This is a genomic window from Pectobacterium hainanensis (assembly GCF_046237015.1).
Classification (GTDB): Bacteria; Pseudomonadota; Gammaproteobacteria; order Enterobacterales; family Enterobacteriaceae; genus JBJYIN01.
Window position 1 is genome coordinate 37,516 of record NZ_JBJYIN010000015.1, and the last position, 22,441, is coordinate 59,956.

General features: G+C 48.5%; 17 protein-coding genes and 1 tRNA gene. 13 read left to right on the forward strand and 5 right to left on the reverse strand.

Translation table 11 applies throughout. From position 1 onward, the window contains the following. Positions 1–39 precede the first annotated feature (39 nt). From ACKPVM_RS15125 to ACKPVM_RS15185, 13 genes are all read left to right on the forward strand, one after another. Complete coding sequence (locus ACKPVM_RS15125) at positions 40–1,740, forward strand: phosphoethanolamine transferase (RefSeq protein WP_409310265.1); 1,701 nt, start codon at positions 40–42, stop codon at positions 1,738–1,740. 485 nt (positions 1,741–2,225) lie between these two features. Further along, a tRNA-Met gene (locus tag ACKPVM_RS15130) sits at positions 2,226–2,302 on the forward strand. 220 nt (positions 2,303–2,522) lie between these two features. Next, a complete protein-coding gene (gene rimP, locus ACKPVM_RS15135; protein ID WP_409310267.1) occupies positions 2,523–2,975 on the forward strand; it encodes a ribosome maturation factor RimP in 453 nt (150 codons plus the stop codon). 21 nt (positions 2,976–2,996) lie between these two features. Beyond that, positions 2,997–4,508 carry a transcription termination factor NusA gene (gene nusA, locus ACKPVM_RS15140; protein ID WP_409310268.1) on the forward strand — a complete coding sequence of 504 codons (1,512 nt, stop codon included), beginning with the start codon at positions 2,997–2,999 and terminating at the stop codon, positions 4,506–4,508. 25 nt (positions 4,509–4,533) lie between these two features. Next, positions 4,534–7,242, forward strand: coding sequence for a translation initiation factor IF-2 (infB, locus tag ACKPVM_RS15145; RefSeq protein ID WP_409310270.1), 2,709 nt, complete (start codon positions 4,534–4,536; stop codon positions 7,240–7,242). 75 nt (positions 7,243–7,317) lie between these two features. Then, positions 7,318–7,716, forward strand: coding sequence for a 30S ribosome-binding factor RbfA (gene rbfA / locus ACKPVM_RS15150; RefSeq protein ID WP_409310272.1), 399 nt, complete (start codon positions 7,318–7,320; stop codon positions 7,714–7,716). Next, on the forward strand, positions 7,716–8,660 hold the full coding sequence (gene truB / locus ACKPVM_RS15155; RefSeq protein WP_409310274.1) for a tRNA pseudouridine(55) synthase TruB: 945 nt from the start codon (positions 7,716–7,718) through the stop codon (positions 8,658–8,660). The genes rbfA and truB overlap by 1 nt, the downstream gene beginning before the upstream one ends. Positions 8,661–8,782: 122 nt before the next feature. Continuing rightward, complete coding sequence (gene rpsO, locus ACKPVM_RS15160; protein WP_009114440.1) at positions 8,783–9,052, forward strand: 30S ribosomal protein S15; 270 nt, start codon at positions 8,783–8,785, stop codon at positions 9,050–9,052. Between the two features lie 252 nt (positions 9,053–9,304). After that, on the forward strand, positions 9,305–11,437 hold the full coding sequence (gene pnp / locus ACKPVM_RS15165; RefSeq protein WP_409310276.1) for a polyribonucleotide nucleotidyltransferase: 2,133 nt from the start codon (positions 9,305–9,307) through the stop codon (positions 11,435–11,437). A gap of 134 nt (positions 11,438–11,571) precedes the next feature. Next, on the forward strand, positions 11,572–12,456 hold the full coding sequence (gene nlpI, locus ACKPVM_RS15170) for a lipoprotein NlpI (RefSeq protein ID WP_409310278.1): 885 nt from the start codon (positions 11,572–11,574) through the stop codon (positions 12,454–12,456). Positions 12,457–12,568: 112 nt separating this feature from the next. Beyond that, positions 12,569–12,640 (forward strand): protein YrbN, encoded by a 72-nt coding sequence (gene yrbN, locus ACKPVM_RS15175; protein ID WP_409310404.1) that lies wholly within the window; start codon positions 12,569–12,571, stop codon positions 12,638–12,640. Continuing rightward, on the forward strand, positions 12,633–14,492 hold the full coding sequence (locus tag ACKPVM_RS15180) for a DEAD/DEAH family ATP-dependent RNA helicase (RefSeq protein WP_409310280.1): 1,860 nt from the start codon (positions 12,633–12,635) through the stop codon (positions 14,490–14,492). The genes yrbN and ACKPVM_RS15180 overlap by 8 nt, the downstream gene beginning before the upstream one ends. Positions 14,493–14,906: 414 nt before the next feature. Further along, the gene (locus tag ACKPVM_RS15185; protein ID WP_409310282.1) at positions 14,907–16,619 is read left to right on the forward strand and encodes a phosphoethanolamine transferase CptA; all 1,713 of its coding nucleotides are present in this window, start codon (positions 14,907–14,909) and stop codon (positions 16,617–16,619) included. Positions 16,620–16,685: 66 nt separating this feature from the next. Here ACKPVM_RS15185 and ACKPVM_RS15190 read toward each other — a convergent pair whose 3' ends face one another. From ACKPVM_RS15190 to ACKPVM_RS15210, 5 genes are all read right to left on the reverse strand, one after another. After that, the gene (locus ACKPVM_RS15190) at positions 16,686–17,699 is read right to left on the reverse strand and encodes a luciferase-like monooxygenase (protein WP_409310283.1); all 1,014 of its coding nucleotides are present in this window, start codon (positions 17,697–17,699) and stop codon (positions 16,686–16,688) included. A 167-nt stretch (positions 17,700–17,866) separates the two neighbouring features. Beyond that, entirely contained in the window at positions 17,867–18,745 is an 879-nt protein-coding gene (locus ACKPVM_RS15195; protein WP_409310285.1) for a U32 family peptidase, read from the reverse strand. Positions 18,746–18,756: 11 nt separating this feature from the next. Continuing rightward, positions 18,757–19,752, reverse strand: coding sequence for a ubiquinone anaerobic biosynthesis protein UbiU (ubiU, locus tag ACKPVM_RS15200; RefSeq protein ID WP_409310287.1), 996 nt, complete (start codon positions 19,750–19,752; stop codon positions 18,757–18,759). Positions 19,753–19,987: 235 nt separating this feature from the next. After that, positions 19,988–21,478: a C4-dicarboxylate transporter DcuC gene (gene dcuC, locus ACKPVM_RS15205; RefSeq protein WP_409310289.1), complete on the reverse strand. Its 1,491-nt coding sequence runs from the start codon at positions 21,476–21,478 to the stop codon at positions 19,988–19,990. Positions 21,479–21,496: 18 nt separating this feature from the next. Next, positions 21,497–22,435: a nucleoside hydrolase gene (locus ACKPVM_RS15210; protein WP_409310291.1), complete on the reverse strand. Its 939-nt coding sequence runs from the start codon at positions 22,433–22,435 to the stop codon at positions 21,497–21,499. Positions 22,436–22,441: the final 6 nt, after the last annotated feature.

The window sequence follows — 22,441 nt, forward strand, 5'->3', positions numbered from 1 at the left end:
TTGATACTACGTGCACTTTCAACTCACTGGGGATTGCGCGTGTTTCAACGTCTGTCATCCTTGCGGTTTAACCCGGTACAATTGACTTGGGTAGCCGCACTGTTCTTCACTACCATCGGTAACTTTGCACTGTGGCAAACGCTATGGTCCAAAGTAGAGATCAACAGCCTGCATAACTTGCTGTTCTTTATCAGTCTACCGGTTTTCATTTTTTGTCTTCTCAACTTATTACTCACGCCAATTTTAGCCCTGCCATACATACGTAAGCCAATGCTGGTACTGTTGGTTGTCACCAGTGCTTGTTGCAGTTACTTCATGCTGCATTACAACGTGCTGATCGATCGCAGTATGGTGCAGAACTTTTTTGAGACCAATCAGGCGGAACTCACTTCATACTTTTCCGTTCCCTTGTTGCTTACTATTATTGTGCTTGGCGTGTTGCCTGCGGCCACAATGATTTTTCTACCCACCAAAAAGGCGGGGAGTCCTTTGCAAACTGTGTTGTGGTGGCTGGGTAATATTCTGGTGACGTTAACCGTGCTGGCTGCGGTCATCCTGATATTCTACAAGGATTATGCCTCGTTGCTGCGCAACAACATGCAAATTAAGGATCAAGCGCTGCCCTACAACATCGTGCGCAATACCAACGGTTACCTGAAACGCAGGTACAGAGCGGAATCACAGGTGTTGCGAGTTGTGGCCAAAGATGCCACGCGAGCTGTAGTTGCCGCGGATAAGCCGCCCAAGCTGGTGATTGTGGTGGTGGGCGAAACTGCGCGTGCGCAAAACTTCCAGCTCAATGGTTATCCACGAGCAACTAATCCATCCCTGTCGCAGCTCCAGGATATCATCAGTTTCAAAAATGTCTCATCCTGCGGTACAGCGACGGCCATTTCACTGCCCTGTCTGTTTTCACGTATGACACGTTCTCAATACAATGACGTGCGTGCCGCGACGGAAGAGAATCTACTCGACATCCTGAAACGCACTGGCATTGACATCCTCTGGCGCAACAACAATAACGGTGGTTGCAAAGGTGTGTGCGCACGAGTACCCACCGATGACATGCCTAAGCTGAGAATTGCCGAACAATGCGTCAACAAGGATGGCACTTGTTATGACGATGTACTGCTTCACCAACTCAGTTCACGCATTGATGCCATGCACGGCGATGCACTCATTGTGCTGCACCAATTGGGCAGTCATGGGCCCACTTATTTTGAACGTTACCCGGCGCAAGACAAAGTGTTCAGCCCAACTTGCGACAGTAATCAGATTGAGAAATGCAGCAACGAAGCGTTGACCAATACTTATGACAACACGCTGGTCTATACCGATCGGATGCTTGGTAAAACCATTGACTTATTGCAGCGCTATTCTGGCCAGCGTGATGTGGCGATGATCTACGTTTCCGATCATGGTGAGTCACTGGGAGAGAGTGGTATGTACCTGCATGGTACGCCTTACATCATTGCGCCCGATGAGCAAACACATGTCCCTATGGTAATGTGGTTTTCGTCGGCATTTGCGCAAAATGCTCGCCTTAAGCTCTCCTGTTTACGTAATAACGCGGACAGCAAAGAGTATAGTCATGACAATTTGTACCACTCTATACTGGGCCTGTTTGGTGTGCAAAGCAGTGTGTATCAACCAGAGCTGGACATGTTTTCCCCATGTCGTGAGCAGGTACACGTTTCTTTACCAGCAGCAGGGCAGGACTCCACTGTGCTGACAAATTAACCCCAAATAGTTTCACGTTAGCAGGCTCTGGTTTTCCAACGTGGTAAATGTCCTTACCTATTTGAATACCAGAGTCTGGATTTTAGATTGATGCGATTTTTCTTTTTATCACCGCCGGTGTCCCTGTGATTGCTGGTCGTTTCGCTCGGTTATTGGTGCGATGCCAACATCATTTTGAATTTCTTCTATAATGGGGCGATGAGATTATTGGGTGCCGATAATGTTTTGATTTCCTCTTGCATCATGGGTATGATGCGCTCGCGCGTATGGGCTCTTTATTACAGTTGTTTTCGCTGTATTGTTTGAGTAAGGCGTGAAGTTATCTTGCTTGTGGATACAAATAAGGGTACATTGCAATACGAGTTTGACAGGTGCCTTTTCATATCAGTATGTTAGGTAATGATTTCAAATCCCGTCCTCGTACCAATCCTAGAGATAACTTGCATTTTTGCGGTTGTCAGCGTAGTATTTGCCACGTTTTCGGACGCGGGGTGGAGCAGCTTGGTAGCTCGTCGGGCTCATAACCCGAAGGTCGTTGGTTCAAATCCAGCCCCCGCAACCACTTAACTTTCCAGTAAAATATTTTTTCAAATAAGTTGTTTGACGGATTAGTGTCTCTTCTTACAGTATTTTTTGAAAAAATCCTTAACTGAAAGTTTATGCCGCGCTTTATACGGCATTAGGGTCCAGTTGCATAAAGCCCCGATATATCGGGGTTTTTTGTTATTTGGCAACAGAATTACTGGGCTATTAAGCCCTTTTTTTATGTCTTGGGGGTGGGCTTGTCCACATTAGAACAAAAGTTAACAGAGATGATTTCAGCGCCAGTCGAAGCATTAGGCTTTGAATTAGTTGGTATTGAGTTCATCCGGGGTCGCCAATCGACGCTGCGTATTTATATTGATAGTGAAGATGGGATCACTGTTGATGATTGTGCTGATGTTAGCCACCAGGTCAGTGCAGTACTGGATGTTGAGGATCCTATCACTGTCGCCTATAACCTTGAGGTATCATCTCCGGGGCTTGAGCGTCCTTTATTCACCATAGAGCATTATGAGCGTTTCATCGGTGAAGAGGTAACGGTGGTACTGCGTATGGCAGTCCAGAATCGTCGTAAATGGTTAGGTATTATTAAAGCCATCGATGGCGAAATGATCACCATAACTGTGGAAGGCAAAGACGAAGTATTCGCGCTGAGCAACATCCAGAAAGCGAATCTGGTACCCCACTTTTAAAGTTTGGATGAGGCAACTAGGATGAATAAAGAGATTCTGGCTGTTGTTGAAGCTGTTTCCAATGAAAAAGCCCTCCCGCGTGAGAAGATTTTTGAAGCGCTGGAAACGGCCCTAGCGACGGCAACGAAGAAAAAATACGAGCAAGAGATTGATGTTCGCGTCAGTATCGATCGTAAAACTGGCGACTTTGATACCTTCCGTCGTTGGCTGGTTGTCAGTGAAGTTACCCAGCCGACACGTGAAATTACGCTGGAAGCAGCACAGTTTGAAGATCCTACACTGGACGTCGGTGGTTATGTAGAGGATCAAATCGAGTCGGTAACGTTTGATCGTATTACCACGCAAACGGCGAAACAAGTTATTGTACAGAAGGTTCGTGAAGCTGAACGCGCGATGGTTGTTGACCAATTCCGTGAGCAGGAAGGCGATATCGTCACTGGCGTGGTGAAAAAAGTTAATCGCGATAATATCTCTTTGGACTTGGGCAACAACGCCGAAGCGGTGATTGGTCGTGAAGACATGCTTCCGCGTGAGAATTTCCGTCCCGGCGATCGTATTCGCGGCGTGCTTTATTCTGTCCGTCCAGAAGCGCGTGGTGCGCAACTGTTTGTCAGTCGTTCTCGCCCTGAAATGCTGGTCGAACTCTTCCGTATCGAAGTGCCTGAAATTGGCGAAGAAGTTATTGAGATTAAGGCCGCAGCCCGCGATCCGGGTTCTCGTGCAAAAATTGCCGTGAAAACCAATGACAAGCGCATCGATCCTGTTGGTGCTTGTGTTGGTATGCGCGGCGCTCGTGTACAAGCGGTGTCTAGTGAGCTTGGTGGTGAGCGTATTGATATTATCCTCTGGGATGATAATCCGGCTCAATTTGTCATTAATGCTATGGCGCCAGCGGATGTCGTCTCTATCGTTGTTGATGAAGATACCTGCACGATGGATATCGCAGTTGAATCCAGCAATCTGGCACAAGCCATTGGGCGTAATGGTCAGAATGTGCGCTTGGCCTCTCAGTTGTTAAAACAGCACCGTTCAGATGATCGTTGGGAACTCAACGTCATGACGGTAGAAGATCTACAGGCCAAACACCAGGCTGAGGCGCATGCCGCCATCGACGTCTTTACTAAGCACCTCGATGTCGACGAAGAGTTTGCCACGGTTCTGGTTGAAGAAGGTTTCTCTTCACTCGAAGAATTGGCTTATGTGCCAATCAAAGAGTTGCTGGCTATTGAAGGCCTAGATGAAGAGACGATTGAAGTGTTACGTGAACGTGCTAAAGCCGCATTGACCACACTCGCGCTGGCGCACGAAGAAAGCCGTGGTGATGGCCAACCTGCGGATGATTTGCTCAGTTTACCTGGCCTGTCGCGTGAGATAGCATTCAAGCTGGCGGCACATGGTGTTTGTACGCTGGAAGATCTTGCTGAGCAGGGCGTTGACGATCTGACTGATATTGAAGGGCTGAATGATGAAAAAGCCGGCGAGTTGATTATGGCCGCTCGTAATATCTGTTGGTTTGGCGACGACAACGAATAACGAACTGTAGCAGGAAAGGAACAGCATGACAGATGTAACCGTAAAATCGCTGGCCGCAGAGATTCAGACTCCGGTTGACCGCCTGATACAGCAGTTTGCTGACGCGGGAATTACCAAATCCTCGTCTGATTCTGTGACCCAGCATGAAAAAGAAACGTTACTGGCGCACCTTAACCGCGATCGTGGGAGTGCGCCGGGTAAATTGACACTGCAGCGTAAAACGCGTAGTACGCTGAGTATTCCAAGCACTGGCGGGAAGAGTAAGTCAGTGCAGATCGAAGTCCGCAAGAAACGCACTTATGTAAAACGCGATCCTCTGGATGCCCAACAGGCAGAAGAGGAAGAGCTGGCACGGCGTGAAGCGGAAGAACAGGCACAACGTGCTGCTGAAGAGCTGGTTAAGCGTGAGGCTGAAGAGAAGGCCCAGCGTGAGGCGGCTGAAAAAGCTAAACGTGCTGCCGAAGAGCAAGCCAAACGTGAAGCCGCTGAAAAAGCTAAGCGTGATGTTGCGGAAAAAGAGAAAGTGACGAATCAACAAAACGATAGTATGACAAAACCAGCTCAGGCTGAGAAAGCTCGCCGAGAAGCTGAGGCCGCTGAACTTAAACGTAAAGCAGAAGAAACCGCGCGTCTTAAGGTTGAAGAAGAAGCTCGCCGCATTGCGGAAGATGCTCGTCGGATGGCCGAAGAAAACGCCGGACGTTGGGAAGCAGAAAGCGCCAAACCTGAGGATGCCGCTGATTACCATGTGACGACGTCTCATCATGCTCGCGAAGCGGAAGATGAGAGTGACCGCCAGGTTGAAGGCGAACGTCGCAGTCGTGGTCGCGGCGGTAAGGTTACCAAACAGAAAAAAGGTAATCGCCTGTCTGAGTCAAAAGCCGATCGTGAAGAAGCGCGTGCTGTGACTCGTGGTGGTAAAGGTAAACGTAAGCCTAGTACGTTGCAGCAAAGCTTTAATAAGCCAGCTCAAGCCGTTAACCGCGATGTGGTTATTGGTGAGACAGTGACTGTCGCTGAGTTAGCGAACAAAATGGCTGTTAAAGGTTCCCAGGTTATTAAGGCCATGATGAAATTGGGCGCGATGGCGACCATTAATCAGGTTATCGATCAGGAAACGGCACAGCTCGTGGCAGAAGAAATGGGCCACAAAGTGATCCTACGTCGCGAAAATGAGCTGGAAGAAGCGGTAATGAGCGACCGTGATACCGGTGCTGCTGCTGAATCCCGTGCGCCAGTGGTGACCATCATGGGTCACGTTGACCATGGTAAAACATCATTACTGGATTACATCCGTTCAACTAAGGTTGCAGCGGGTGAAGCTGGTGGTATTACTCAGCATATCGGTGCGTATCACGTAGAAACCGATAATGGCATGATCACTTTCCTTGATACACCGGGACACGCCGCGTTTACTGCGATGCGTGCTCGTGGTGCTCAGGCAACGGATATTGTGGTTCTGGTCGTTGCGGCAGACGATGGCGTGATGCCTCAGACCATTGAAGCTATCCAGCATGCGAAAGCCGCTCAGGTCCCCGTCGTTGTTGCGGTGAACAAGATTGATAAACCAGAAGCCGATCCGGATCGTGTCAAAACCGAACTGTCCCAATATGGCGTGATGCCAGAAGAGTGGGGTGGTGAAGCGCAGTTTGTCCATGTGTCTGCGAAAGCGGGGACAGGGATTGATGAGCTACTGGATGCGATTTTATTACAAGCCGAAGTCCTTGAACTTAAAGCCATTCGCAGTGGGATGGCGAGCGGCGTAGTGATCGAATCTTTCCTGGATAAAGGTCGTGGTCCTGTTGCTACCGTTCTGGTCCGTGAAGGTACGTTGAATAAGGGCGATATCGTCCTGTGTGGCTTTGAATATGGCCGCGTTCGTGCAATGCGTGATGAACTAGGACATGAAATTGTTTCAGCTGGACCATCTATTCCAGTTGAGATTCTGGGATTATCCGGTGTTCCTGCCGCTGGTGATGAAGCAACGGTAGTGCGTGATGAGAAGAAAGCGCGCGAAGTGGCTCTCTATCGTCAAGGAAAATTCCGTGAAGTGAAACTGGCCCGTCAGCAGAAATCTAAACTGGAAAACATGTTTGCCAACATGACCGAAGGTGAAGTTTCTGAGCTGAATATCGTATTGAAATCTGACGTTCAGGGCTCTTGTGAAGCGATTTCTGATTCGCTGCAAAAACTGTCTACCGATGAAGTAAAAGTCAAAATCGTCGGTTCTGGTGTGGGCGGTATCACAGAAACGGACGCTACGCTGGCAGCCGCATCGAATGCGATTATCCTTGGGTTTAATGTTCGTGCCGATGCTTCTGCTCGCCGTATTGTTGAAGCAGAAAGCTTGGATCTGCGTTACTACTCCGTTATCTATGACCTGATTGATGAAGTCAAACAGGCCATGAGTGGTATGTTAGCGCCAGAATATAAGCAAGAGATCATCGGTTTGGCTGAAGTACGTGATGTCTTCAAATCGCCTAAATTTGGTGCGATTGCCGGTTGTATGGTGACGGAAGGTGTCGTGAAACGTCACAATAAGATCCGTGTACTGCGTGAAAACGTGGTGATCTACGAGGGTGAGCTGGAATCCCTACGCCGCTTCAAAGATGACGTTAATGAAGTTCGTAACGGCATGGAATGTGGTATCGGTGTGAAGAACTACAATGATGTTCGCGCAGGCGACATGATCGAAGTCTTTGAAACGATTGAGATCAAACGCACTATCGCGTAAGTTTTTGCTAAGTAGCGAAGCGAGACATTTGTAAGGGGGGCCTAGTGCCCCCCGATTTTTAATTGAGGATTTAATATGGCAAAAGAATTCAGTCGCACCCAGCGCGTTGCGCAGGAAATGCAAAAAGAAATCGCCATTATTATTCAACGTGAAGTGAAAGATCCGCGAATTGGTATGGCGACCGTTTCTGGCGTGGAGGTTTCTCGCGATCTGGCCTATGCGAAAGTGTTTGTGACATTTCTAAATGATAATGATCCAGAACAGGTGAAGACGGCAGTGAAAGCGCTGCAAGATGCATCTGGTTTTATCCGTATGCTGTTGGGTAAAGCAATGCGCCTGCGAGTTGTCCCGGAGTTAACGTTCTCTTACGACAATTCACTGGTCGAAGGGATGAGAATGTCCAATCTGGTTACTAACGTTGTCAGAAATGATGTAGAACGTCGTTCTTCTACGGGCGAAGAGCAGGAGGATTAATGAGTCGTCCTCGTCGCCGTGGCCGTGATGTACACGGTGTATTGCTGTTAGATAAACCGCAGGGTATGTCATCTAATGATGTTTTACAGAAGGTAAAACGGATCTATAACGCCAATAGAGCTGGTCATACGGGCGCATTGGATCCACTGGCGACAGGAATGTTGCCGATTTGTCTCGGAGAAGCGACGAAATTTTCCCAGTACTTACTTGATACCGATAAACGTTACCGCGTTATTGCCCGCCTTGGGCAACGCACTGATACGTCGGATGCAGATGGTAATGTGATTGAAGAGCGTGCGATTGTTTTTTCTGCTACCGAGTTGGAACTGGCATTGGAGAGTTTTCGCGGTACTACGCAGCAAGTGCCCTCTATGTACTCCGCGCTGAAATATCAGGGGCGAAAACTGTATGAGTATGCCCGTCAAGGAGTGACGGTTCCGCGTGAAGCGCGTGAAATCACCGTTTACGAACTGCTGTTTATTCGCTGGGAAGGGGATGAGCTGGAACTGGAGATTCACTGTTCAAAAGGGACATACATCCGCACTATTATTGACGATTTGGGCGAAAAGCTGGGTTGTGGTGCGCATGTGGTTTATTTGCGCCGTTTGCAGGTTGCGACGTACGCCACGGAAAAAATGGTGACGCTGGAGCAACTCTCTGCGTTGGTTGAGCAGGCCCAAGCGGAGGAGTGCCCTCCGGCACTCAGTCTGGATCCATTGCTTATGCCGATGGAAAGCCCGGTAATCGGTTTCCCCGAAGTAAATTTAACGCCCGTCGTGGCAGGCTATCTCAAGCTAGGGCAACCCGTTCAGGTTGCAGGAGCACCGTCAAATGGTATGGCGCGCATCACCGAAGGTGATGAACGCAAATTTATCGGCATGGGCGAAATCGATAATGACGGACGTGTGGCACCACGGCGTTTGGTTGTTGAATTTCCGATGTAAGCGCGCTCGTTGCCGCCTTGCTATCGTGAGGTGCTGAGAGTAGAATAGCGCGGCTTAACTATTGGGTGGCTGAATTAGAGATCGGCGCCTGTTTTTTTATCTATAATGTTTGGAGTATGACTATGTCTCTAAGTGTTGAAGCTAAAGCTAAAATCGTAGCGGAATTTGGTCGTGGCACGAACGACAGCGGTTCTACCGAAGTTCAGGTTGCCTTGTTGACTGCACAGATCAACCACTTGCAAGGCCACTTTGCCGAGCACAAAAAAGATCACCACAGCCGTCGTGGTCTGCTGCGTATGGTTTCTCAGCGTCGTAAGCTGCTGGACTACCTGAAGCGTAAAGATGTGGCACGTTACACCAGCCTGATTGAACGTCTGGGTCTGCGTCGCTAAGTCTTCAGAGTTTCAGTGGGAAGGGGCCTATTTTGGCCCCTTTCTTCTAGGAAGCGTTTAGAAAACAGAGTAATGTATTGCTGTTTTAATTATGATCTTTCGTTACAGAGGTTCGCGCGGCTAATGAGAGGCTTTATCTGCATGGGCAGGGTAAAGGTTGTCATTAGTCGTGAGGATGTGATGCAAAGGTCGAGTGTTCATCGGTATGCCTATCCAGAGTAAGGATGGTATACCCCCGTTAAGGATATTATTTTGCTGAATCCGATCGTTCGTCAGTTCCAATATGGTCAACATACCGTTACGTTAGAAACTGGTATGATGGCACGCCAGGCTACCGCCGCAGTGATGGTTAGCATGGATGATACGGCAGTATTTGTGACTGTCGTTGGTGCTAAAAAAGCTAAACCAGGCCAGGATTTTTTCCCGTTAACCGTTAACTATCAGGAGCGTACTTACGCTGCTGGTCGTATCCCTGGTGGTTTCTTCCGCCGTGAAGGTCGCCCGAGTGAAGGTGAAACACTGATCGCTCGTCTGATTGACCGTCCGGTTCGTCCGCTGTTCCCTGAAGGATTTGTAAACGAAGTCCAGGTGATTGCGACAGTGGTTTCTGTTAACCCACAAGTTAACCCTGATATCGTTGCGATGATTGGTGCTTCTGCCGCGCTGAGTTTGTCCGGTATTCCATTCAATGGTCCAATTGGTGCAGCTCGCGTCGGCTATCTGAATGACCAATACGTGCTGAACCCGACGATTGATGAACTGAAAGAAAGCCGTCTGGATTTGGTTGTTGCTGGTACCGAAGGTGCCGTTCTGATGGTGGAATCCGAAGCAGATCTGTTAAGCGAAGATCAAATGCTGGGAGCGGTCGTATTTGGCCATGAGCAACAGCAGGTTATTATTCAGAACATTAATGAACTGGTAAAAGAAGCAGGTAAACCTCGTTGGGATTGGCAACCAGAGGCCGCGAATGATGCATTGAATGCACGTGTTGCAGCGCTGGCTGAATCTCGTTTAAGCGATGCTTATCGTATTACCGATAAGCAACAGCGTTATGCACAGATCGATGTGATTAAAGCTGAAACTATCGCTGCATTGCAGTCAGAGCAACCTGAAGGTGAACCGTTGGACGACGGTGAATTGGGCGAAATTCTGCATGCCATTGAGAAAAATGTTGTACGTAGTCGCGTTCTGGCTGGTGAACCACGTATTGATGGTCGTGAGAAAGACATGATCCGTGGCTTGGACGTACGCACTGGCGTATTGCCGCGTACTCACGGTTCCGCGCTTTTCACTCGTGGTGAAACGCAGGCGTTGGTAACCGCAACGTTGGGTACTGAGCGTGATGCACAAACTATTGATGAGTTGACCGGTGAGCGCACCGATCGCTTCCTGCTGCACTATAACTTCCCTCCGTATTCTGTTGGTGAGACAGGTATGGTGGGTTCGCCTAAACGTCGTGAAATTGGTCATGGTCGTCTGGCGAAACGTGGCGTGTTGGCTGTAATGCCGAAGGCCAGTGAGTTCCCGTATACCGTGCGTGTCGTTTCTGAAATCACAGAATCTAATGGTTCTTCTTCTATGGCGTCTGTCTGTGGTGCTTCTCTGGCACTGATGGATGCGGGCGTGCCGATCAAATCAGCGGTTGCAGGTATCGCGATGGGTCTGGTGAAAGAAGGCGACAACTTTGTTGTATTGTCCGATATCCTGGGTGATGAAGATCACTTGGGCGATATGGACTTTAAAGTTGCTGGTAGCCGTGAAGGTATCACTGCGCTACAGATGGATATCAAGATCGAAGGGATTACCCGTGAGATCATGCAGGTTGCGTTGAATCAGGCCAAAGGTGCGCGTTTGCACATTCTGGGCGTGATGGAACAGGCTATCAGCACGCCGCGTGGCGATATCTCTGAATTTGCACCACGTATTCACACGATCAAGATCAGCACTGATAAGATCAAAGATGTCATCGGTAAAGGTGGCTCTGTGATTCGTGCGCTGACGGAAGAAACGGGCACCACCATTGAAATTGAAGACGATGGTACTGTGAAGATCGCTTCAACTGACGGAGAAAAAGCGAAACACGCTATTCGTCGTATTGAAGAGATTACAGCTGAAATCGAAGTTGGCCGCGTGTATCAGGGTAAAGTTACCCGCATCGTTGACTTCGGTGCTTTTGTCGCCATCGGCGGTGGAAAAGAAGGCTTGGTGCATATTTCTCAGATCGCCGATAAGCGTGTTGAGAAAGTGACTGACTATCTGCAAATGGGCCAGGAAGTACCGGTCAAGGTTCTGGAAGTTGATCGTCAGGGACGCGTACGTTTGAGCATTAAGGAAGCCAATGCTCAATCTCAGGAAGCGGCTGCACCGTCTTCTGAGGAAGAATAATGTTACTCGCTGTGCAACACTGAACCGGTTACCTTAACGAGAGTGTGTTGTGTGTATCATAAGGATAAGGATATCCTTATGTTGAGTAGTCCGGGACAGGATGTTCATCCAATGTTTGTCTTCGGGAGTGGGAAATGAAGCCTTTCTTGCGCGGGTGTTATGTTGCAACAGCACTTATGCTGGCAGGATGCAGCAACACGGATTGGCGCAAAGATGCAGTATTGGCGATTCCGTTACAGCCTACTTTGCAGCAGGAAGTCATTCTGGCGCGTATGGAGCAGATCTTTGCAAGCCGGGCATTAACCGATGATGAGCGAGCGCAGCTATTATATGAGCGCGGAGTGCTGTATGATAGCTTGGGGTTGCGAGCATTAGCGCGAAATGATTTTTCACAAGCGCTAACGATCCGCCCTGATATGCCAGAAGTTTTTAACTATCTGGGTATTTATTTAACGCAGGCAGGCAATTTTGATGCTGCCTATGAAGCGTTTGATTCTGTACTAGAGCTTGATCCAACTTACAATTACGCGCGTTTGAACCGGGGCATCGCTTTGTATTATGGCGGTCGTTACCTGTTAGCGCAGGATGATCTGCTGGCGTTTTATCGAGACGATCCGAATGATCCTTTCCGTTCGTTATGGCTGTATCTTGTGGAGCGAGAAATCAATCCAGAGACAGCTAAAGTAGCGTTAAGTAAACGTTATAACGAAGCGCAGAAAGGGCCATGGGGATGGAAAATTGTCGAATTCTACCTGGGCAGTATCAGTGAAAAAACACTGATGCAGCGTCTGCAGGAAGAAGCTACGGATAACACTTCGCTCGCTGAGCATCTCAGTGAAACTGACTTCTATTTAGGTAAGCACTACCTAAGTCTGGGGGACAAGAACACCGCTTTGGCGCTGTTCAAGCTGACGGTTGCTAACAATGTTCATAATTTTGTTGAGCACCGCTATGCATTGTTGGAATTGGCGCTACTAGGCCAAGAGCAAGACGACCTATCAGGATCGGACCAGCAATAGCTGACGAACAATATTATCAGCCTTAAAAGACTACGGTTATCACCTTGGCGGGTGAGGGCTTTTTTGTTCGCTTTTTAATCCAATTTGAGCCGGTTCACACTTTTCAATGAAAATGACTGAAAATTTTCTCGACGAGTTATGTAGACTGGCCGCCATAGTTAATGAGGCACGTGTACATGACTGATGTATCTAATTCTTTTGCTGATTTGGGGCTGTCTGCTCCGATTATTAATGCCCTGACCGATCTGGGCTACGAAAAACCCTCGCCGATTCAGGCGGAATGTATTCCTCACTTGCTGAACGGTCGTGATGTGCTGGGTATGGCACAGACCGGTAGCGGCAAGACGGCAGCATTTGCTCTGCCATTACTTAATAATTTAAAACCTGAGTTAAAAGCGCCGCAGATGTTGGTGTTAGCGCCAACCCGTGAACTGGCGGTTCAGGTTGCAGAAGCCTGTAATGATTTTGCCAAGCACATGCATGGCGTGAATGTTGTTGCCCTGTATGGCGGACAACGTTATGACGTTCAGTTGCGTGCTTTGCGCCAGGGTGCGCAAATCGTTGTGGGTACGCCAGGTCGTCTGTTGGACCACTTAAAACGAGGGACGCTGGATCTGTCTAACCTGAGCGGCCTGGTTCTGGATGAAGCCGATGAAATGTTACGCATGGGCTTTATTGAAGATGTGGAAAACATCATGGCGCAGATCCCAGCTCAGCATCAGACAGCATTGTTTTCTGCAACGATGCCAGAAGCGATTCGCCGTATTACGCGTCGTTTCATGCAAGATCCACAGGAAGTTCGCATTCAGTCCAGCGTAACGACGCGTCCTGACATCAGCCAGAGCTACTGGACGGTGCATGGCATGCGTAAAAACGAAGCGTTAGTACGTTTTCTGGAAGCGGAAGATTTTGATGCGGCGATTATTTTCGTCCGTACCAAGAATGCGACGTTGGAAGTGGCTGAAGCGCTGGAGCGCAGCGGTTACAACAGTGCTGCACTGAATGGCGATATGAATCAGGCATTGCGTGAGCAAACGCTAGAACGTCTGAAAGACGGTCGTCTGGATATCCTGATTGCCACTGATGTTGCCGCTCGTGGGCTAGACGTTGAGCGCATTAGTCTGGTGGTCAACTATGACATTCCGATGGATGCTGAGTCTTACGTTCACCGCATTGGTCGTACCGGCCGTGCTGGTCGTGCTGGTCGTGCGCTGTTGTTTGTGGAAAACCGTGAACGCCGTTTGTTGCGTAACGTTGAACGCACCATGAAATTGACGATTCCAGAAGTGGAATTGCCTAATGCCGAACTGCTGGGCCAGCGTCGTCTGACCAGATTTGCGGCTAAGGTTCAGCAGCAACTGGAAAGCAGCGATCTGGATATGTACCGTGCGCTACTGACAAAGTTACAGCCACAGGAAGAATTGGATATTGAAACGCTGGCTGCGGCTTTGCTGAAAATGGCACAGGGGGAACGTCCTCTGATTCTGCCTCCAGACCCGGTGTTCGATCGTCGTCCACGTCGTGAATTCCGCGATCGTGATGATGCACGTGGCGATCGTTGCCGCGATTCTCGCGACAGCCGTGATGGCGATCGTCCGCCTCGCCGTGAGCGTCGTGATGCCGGCGATATGGAATTATATCGGATTGAAGTTGGCCGTGATGATGGTGTTGAAGTTCGTCATATCGTTGGTGCTATTGCTAACGAAGGCGACATCAGCAGCCGCTATATTGGCAACATTAAGCTGTTTGCCTCTCACTCTACCATTGAGTTGCCAAAAGGCATGCCAGGCGATTTGTTATCACACTTCACCCGCACGCGTATTTTGAACAAGCCAATGAATATGCAGTTATTGGGTGATGCTCAGCCACATGAACGCCGTGGCGGACGTCCTGGTGGTGCGCCGGGTCGTGATGGTGGTCCTCGTCGTTCTTACAGCGGTGAGCGCCGTGAAGGGCAAAATGGCGAACGTCGTGAACGTACATTTAACCGTGACGCTGCGCCACGTGCGCCACGCCGTCGTCCAGCAGACGCTTAATGCTTCTGTAACACCAGGTAATAAAATATCTTTTTACGGGTATTTAGACGTCTGATTTTTTCTGATATAAAGCGACCCTCTTGAGGGTCGCTTTTTTTTTGATAAAAGCTCACCGCTTAATTCCCCAAAATTAAGTTTCTCTTAAGACTTTTGTTTTTTAATAGTCATTTAACATCAGGGCATCATGGCTTTTACCGGCTATTGAGGTATACCCAATCCCAATAATGTTGAATAGCAGGAAGGTCGTCGTCGCGGGAATCCAAGATTTTGACTTAGTCAGTGACAAGACGACGAGCGGCCAGTACAGCTGAACTTGGCAGAGGACGAGCATATTAAAAAAGATACTCCATGAAGGCGTAACTCGATGTTGTTTTAAACGACTTAATTAAAATAATTCACCCTGGATTGAAATAAATGTCAGAGATTTTTAGGGAAAGAAAACCCGACTGGAAAGGGTTGGGCTGGTTATTGGTGTTTTTCTGGTATTTTTCCTGCACATTACAACTATTAATTTTATTGTCCGGCCACAGTGGTGCGAACGGATTACGTGACGCTTTAATTTATAGCCTACTGTGGCTGATTCCCGTTTTACTTTTCCCCGGAAAAACACGAGTCATCGCTGGCGTTTTGGGCTTTGTTTTGTGGATTTCATCGGCAACAGCGCTTGGCTACTATTCCATTTATAAACAAGAATTCTCGCAAAGCGTTTTGTTTGTCATGTTTGAGTCAAATACGACGGAAGCGAGCGAGTATTTAAGCCAGTATTTTAGTTTGAAGATCGTGGGAATCCTGTTGGTTTACACGTTCGTGGCTATTTTACTATGGAAAAAACTGCGTCCGGTTTATCTGATAACACGGTATAAGGCGATAGCGTCGTTGTTAGTATTTACCGTTCTCTTCGGTGTACCGATCTATAAAAAAATGATCCTGAGTAAGCTGTCGGCGGAGGATACGGTTGGCTATCTGGCGGGACGTATGGGGACAACCGCTCCCTGGCAATTTCTGAGTAGCTATCTTGAATATCGGCAACAGTTGGGCAGCATGGAAGGCATGTTGCAGCAAAATGCTGCGTTGCCGCCTTTGACTAATCTGAAAGATGCTAATGGTGATACTCCTCGCACGTTGGTGCTGGTTATCGGTGAATCTACGACGAGTAGCCGTATGAGTCTATATGGTTATTCGCGTCAGACTACGCCAAGGCTCGATGCATTAAGCAAAACCGATCCGAACCTCGTGGTATTCAATGATGTGGTGACATCACGACCGTATACGATAGAAATTTTGCAACAGGCATTAACGTTTGCCGATGAGCAAAACCCGGACTTGTACCTAACCAAACCGTCATTGATGAATTTGATGAAGCAAGCAGGCTACAAAACGTTTTGGATCACGAATCAACAAACGATGACCAAACGTAATACGATGCTAACGGTTTTCTCAAAACAGACGGATAAACAGTTCTATTTGAATAATCAGCGGACGCAGAGTGCCAGACAGTACGACGATGTTGTCTTACCGCCCTTTGAGGAGGTGATGGCTGACCCAGCGCCGAAAAAATTTATCGTTGTTCATTTACTGGGTACGCATATGAATTATAAATATCGCTACCCTGAATCGTTCGATAAATTTCAAGATCGTACGGATCTACCCGCGACATTAAGCGATCAGGACGCTGAGGTTTATAACCATTACGATAATGCAGAAGGCTATAACGACTATATCATCGACAGTCTGATTACGCTTTTTGCAAAAAATAAACCAAACGGATTTTTGCTTTATTTTTCCGATCATGGCGAGGATGTTTATGAAACACCACCACATGATATTTTAGGTCGTAATGAGGCGGCCCCCACTCGTGCTATGTATACGGTGCCTTTTATGATTTGGATGTCACCCGAATGGCGAAAAAACCACCCGTCTGACTACTCATCTTATTTGACGCGTAAATACAGCAGTGCTCACCTGATTCATACGTGGTCTGATTTAGCTGGATTAAGCTACGATTTTTATGAACCATCAAAAAGTCTGGTTAATCCAGATTTTAAAGAGACGGAACGTTGGATTGGTAACCCGTATGATAAAAAAGGGCTTAAGACCTTTGATAGTCTGCCAGAGATAACGCGATAGCCGCAAAAGGAAAGGGGATGCGTCGGCATCCCCTCTTTGGATCGTTCGTTTTGTATGCCTGAGCGATTAATTCAATACGTCCTGCTGCACACTCATAGCGATTTCAAAAGAGCGTAAGCGTGCCTGATGATCAAAGATCTGACCGTTGATCATCACTTCATCCACCCATGTTTCACGTAATAAACTCTGCAAACCATGTCTGACTTTTGCCTGATCGCCAACGATAGACAGGCGTAATGCCTGTTCAACGCCAAATTGTTCCGCTGGTGACCAAACCGTATCCATATCTTCTATTGGTGCAGGAAGCGGGCCGGGTACGCCACGGCGCAGATTGAGAAACTGCTGTTGCATCGAGGTAAAGAGGAACTGAGCATCACGATCGCTATCAGCGGCAACCACGTTGACACAAACCATGGTGTAGGGGTTTGGGTGAGTCTCGGAAGGTTTAAACGACTCGCGATACACGTTCAGTGCCTGTAGCAGCATATCCGGTGCAAAATGTGCGGCAAACGCGAAAGGAAGCCCGAGCGCGGCGGCCAACTGTGCGCTGTATAAGCTTGAACCTAATAGCCAGATAGGAACCTGTAACCCTTGACCTGGTACCGCCTGAACGGTCTGTCCTGGTTGGGCATCTGCGAAGTAACGTTGTAATTCCTGTACATCCCGAGGGAAATCATCGATATCCGCGTTCAAATGACGCCGTAACGCCATCATCGTTCGTTGATCGGTGCCCGGTGCTCTTCCCAAACCAAGATCGATGCGGCCGGGGTAGAGTGATTCTAGCGTGCCAAACTGCTCAGCAATAACCAGTGGCGCATGGTTCGGTAGCATAATACCGCCTGAACCGAGACGAATGTGTTGTGTGCCTGCTGCAAGGTAACCGATCAGGACGGAGGTTGCCGCGCTGGCGATACCTGTCATATTGTGGTGTTCCGCCAGCCAATAACGATGATAGCCCAAGCGTTCAGCGTGTTGCGCCAGATCCAGCGAATGGTGGAAGGCGTTACGCGGGCTGGAGCCTTGGGGAATAGGAGCAAGGTCAAGAACGGAAAAAGCCACTGAACGGGGGGATAGGGACATAACGTCGCTCACTTTGTTGTTTGACAGGCAAAAATATCATGCCAGCCAATGATGAGAGTGCCTACCGCTATTATACCACCCCGCACGATTACATCATTTTAAGAAAAGCAAAACGGGCAGAACACAAAAGTCTGTCTGCCTGTTTGGAGAAGAATCGTTGTTATCGGCTATTGAACTAATTCCAGTCCTGCGACACGCCTCCAATAGCCATTACAATCCGCTTGATTTGTTAGCGCCAGAGGGGATTGCCCCTGCTCATTGGCACGGAATTTATCCAGCATACCCAGCGTATCAATGCCTTCTGGGGAGAGGCGGACGATATCCACCAAATCCCGCATGGAGGCCAATTCATTACCCAGGTTGTAACAATAACCGCTTTGCGTTTGGATGCCGTTGAGGACAAAAACCTGCTGATTCTCCTGAGATAATACTTTCCGCCCTTGGGGATAATTCAGGCAACAGGTTTCGCATTCGTCTTTTGCCCGGTTTTCTGAACGAGCGGTAAAACAGCGGGCTGAATACGCTAATGGCAGATGACCATAGCTCAGCACTTCGACTTCAAACTGGTGGCGAAACCCCAGTTCATCACATTGATTCAGCAAGTTGTATAACCAGTCACGTGAGAGCTCTACGGGCATGCACCAACGCACCATCCCTTGTTTGTGCAGCAATCGTAGCGTATAGGCGTTATAGCAATTCAACGCATGCCCAGCGACGAAAGGAAGTTGACGTTCGGCGGCCATATTGACGGCACCAAGATCGTTTGCCTCCAACAGGAACTCCCCGTTTTCAACATAACGTTTCAATTCATTTAATTCGGAGGGGGCCTGAAGCAACGCCAGTGTGGATATCACCACTTGCTTGCCGTGGGCGGCAATTTGTCTGGCGAGATCCAGCCAGTCACTGACCTTCATCAGGCGGCGTTTACTGCACACCGTTTCACCGAGGTAAATGATATCAGCGCTGCTCTCTATTGCTGCCTGATAAAAGGTTTCTACCTCTTGTTTTGGCCAATAGTAGAGGATGGCACCTAATGCGTATTTCATCGTTTCTCCTTCTACTGCCATTTCCGGTGGTAGGCACCTAATGTCGTTTGCGTGCCTTCCGCTACGGCACCCAGCGTGTCCATCCATTCTTGAGTGGGGCTGAATGTGTCTGGGTTGGTTCGGCAATGGTCAATGGCCTGACGCCAGACTCGGGTAATTTGACTCACGTAAGCCGGGCTGCGCTGACGTCCTTCTATTTTCACCGAGGCAATATTGGCGGCCAGTAATTCAGGCAAAAGCGACAGCGTATTGAGGCTGGTTGGCTCTTCCAGCGCATGATAGCGATGACCATCAACCAGATAGCGCCCTTTACATAAGGTGGGGTAACCCGCGTTTTCATTTTCCTGGTAGCGATCGATTAACACATTATTCAACCGTGACTCCATCCCTTGCTCGGTATCTTGCCAGCGGACGAAACGCGCTGGCGAACAGGCGCCTACCGTATTGGGTGATTCGCCTGTCAGATAGGATGAAAGGTAGCAGCGACCTTCAGCCATGATGCAGAGGCTTCCGAATGCAAAGACTTCCAAAGGGACTGTTGTTGTTCGTGCCAGTTGTTTTACCTGGTGGATAGAAAGCACGCGTGGTAATACCACGCGAGAAACGTCAAAGTGGCGCTGATAAAAGTTAATGGCTTCCGTATTGGTGGCTGAGGCTTGCACAGAAACATGACGCTCAATATTGGGATAGCGTTCTGCGGCATAGTCGAGCATGGCGAGGTCGGCAAGGATCAGGACATCGGCACCAATTTGTGCCGCCATATCCACGGCGCGTTGCCAACGTTGATAACCATCAGGATGAGCAAAAGTATTAATCGCGATGTGGAGTTTGCGGTGATGACGATGTACGTATTCACGCGCTTCTTGTAGCTTTTTGTCGGTAAAGTTAAGTCCGGCGAAGTGACGCGCATTGGTGTCATCTTTGAGCCCGATGTAGACCGCATCTGCGCCATTATCAATAGCGGCTTTCAGTGCCGGGAGGTTACCGGCGGGGCAAAGCAGTTCCATATCATTTCCTTCATTAATCTCAGCGCCGGAAAGGGAAACGATCCGAGACGATCAATGATTTTTATCAGTTAATGACTCTTTTTAACGATAGGGAATCTTAATTAACCCACTGCCGCCGTGATTTGATGTAAGACAGTTAATTGTTTAATGGAATGGTAGGGTGACGATGATATTCACGTTGGGAGAGAGTTTGAATTCTCACGATCCCTGTGAGAATGTCGTTTTACTGCGTATGTTAGGTGATAATTAAGCTAAGAATAATAGAAAGCACGAACGCCGAAACAACCTGAATGATATTGCGTTTTACAATCTCTGTCGGGCTGATGCCCACCATACCAGCAACGGCAATCACGATACCGGCAATAGGGGACAGCGTACGCCCAAAGCCACTGGCGAACTGCATTGGAATCAAAACCTTGGCGACAGGAATACCGGCTACACGGGCGACTTCACCAGCAACTGAAGCAAATGCGTTGAAGGTGGTGCCGGTCCCCATGAGTACCGAACCGAGGAAAATCAATACGCTGAAAATCACCGCAGTAAGAATCATGGTGTGATTTCCGGTTGGAACCATACTGAACAGCAGGTTAATGACGCCAATTTTCATCATCCCGTGAGCCAATACTTGGGCACAGAGAATAATTGACACAATGCTAATAAATGCTTTTCCCATTTGGTCAAACATAACGGCAAGTTTGCTTAAGGATGCGCGTAAATCTTTTGTTTTTATCAAATCGAAACAGAGTGCCAGGAAAAGGGAGAATAACAGCGCTGACACCACATCTACTTGAAAATGCAACCAACTAGGTAAAACGCCTTCTGATAATTCGGAGAAAATAAACAGCAAAAACATGGGAATCATCGGTAAAAAGGCGTAGTAGAAGGGGATGTCTGATTTTCCCTGTTCGATGTCTTCGGTACGCGGCGTTGACGTGTTGTTGTTACCTGCTGTTCCCGATTTTCTATCCCAATAGCGCAAGACGAACATATGCATCATGCCAATGAAAGGGATGAGGAAAATGGCCACTGGCAGTTGCTCATACACAAAGAAGCCAAAGAGATCGACTTTAGCAACTTCCGCACCGACGATCATGCTCGATGCCGCTGGGCCGAAATCTATACATACGCCAGAGGCAATGATTGCCGCCACGGATTCTTTACTACAGCCGACCGCACACAGCACCGGATACATCGTTGCCATCATCAGCAAACCCAGCCCCGATGCACTGGGAATAAACAGAGCCAGAATCTGCATAAGCATGTAGCTTAGACCCAGCAATAAATAGCGGGATTTGATTTTGCGCAACGGAACCACGCAGAGTGCCACGAGCTTATCTGATGCGCCAATTTCGTTCATATAACGAGAAAAACCGGCAATAACCATGATAGTCAAACCAAGCCCGGCGGCTTGTTGACTAAACGTTTCTTTGATCGCAATAAAGATGTTTAAGAACGATGAGCCAGAGTTGGCTTTGGAAATCGCTTCGCCGGGGGAAATGATAATGGTGGCAAGTAATAACGCGATCCCGCCAGCCAATACGACCGCTTGAGCATACCAACCAGCGACAATACCTCTGGCAACTAAAAATAGTACCAGCGCGGAGAACGCGAAAGTGAAGGTCGTTTTGCCGAAATAGAAGTACATCGCGGTCAGGACGACACATGTCGACAGCAGGAGTAAGCCGGTGCGCAACAGCGAAGTGTGCGTTGTTTTATCAGGCTGCATAAGAGACTCCTTATCCTATTACCTGAGAACGGTGTCGAAGTAACACTGTGAGACTTTTTCCGCATCTACCGCGATACAAACTTCTGATATCGAGGCATTTTTCTGGTTATTGTGCTCACCGAAATAATGGATCGTTTGACCAATGGCAATGCCTTCCGTCACCACCTGGGTGTTTCCGGGCAAAGTCTGGTAGTACTCGGGGTGGATGGCATACATGAAGGCTTGTAAATCATGGGGTCGCATGCCATCAAGCTGGTAGCGTTCTTTGGCGTAACGTACGTAATGACGGGTGATCTGGAACATAATTTTTCCACTTTCACCGCCATCTGTTTCAAGCCGGGATAAACGCGTATTGTCCAGCAGAACTTCATGGGTGACATCCAGTCCGACCATGGTCAGTGGTAAATGGCTATTGAAAACGATGTGTGCGGCATGAGGGTCACGGTGAATATTGGCCTCGGCTACCGGTGATTTATTGCCATAATGCCCGTTGCGGAAAGTGCTTCCTCCCATAATAACGACCTGTTTAATCAGGCTGGCGATATCCGGTCGCAATTTGCAGGCGAGCGCCAGATTCGTGAGCGGGCCGACGGCGATAATGGTGATTTGATGTGGTCGCGCCAGAACGGTATCAATAATAAATTGAGCCGCATGGTATTCCTCTGGTTTGCTTTGAGGCGTGATATCAAAGCAGTCACCCAAGCCATCGTTGCCATGTGCGAAAACGGATGGCGCATTGGCTGCAATGAGGAGTGGTTCTGCACAGCCTTGTACTACCGGGCAAGAAAGACCGAATTTATCTTTCAGGAAAAGTGCATTTCGAGTTGTAACATCCAGCGTGTTATTACCAAAAATGGTGGTGATACCCACCAGATTAATATCAGCGCATTTGTGTGCAAAATGCAGTGCTACCGCATCATCAACACCAGGGTCGGTATCGTAAATAACATCGATCATTGTTTT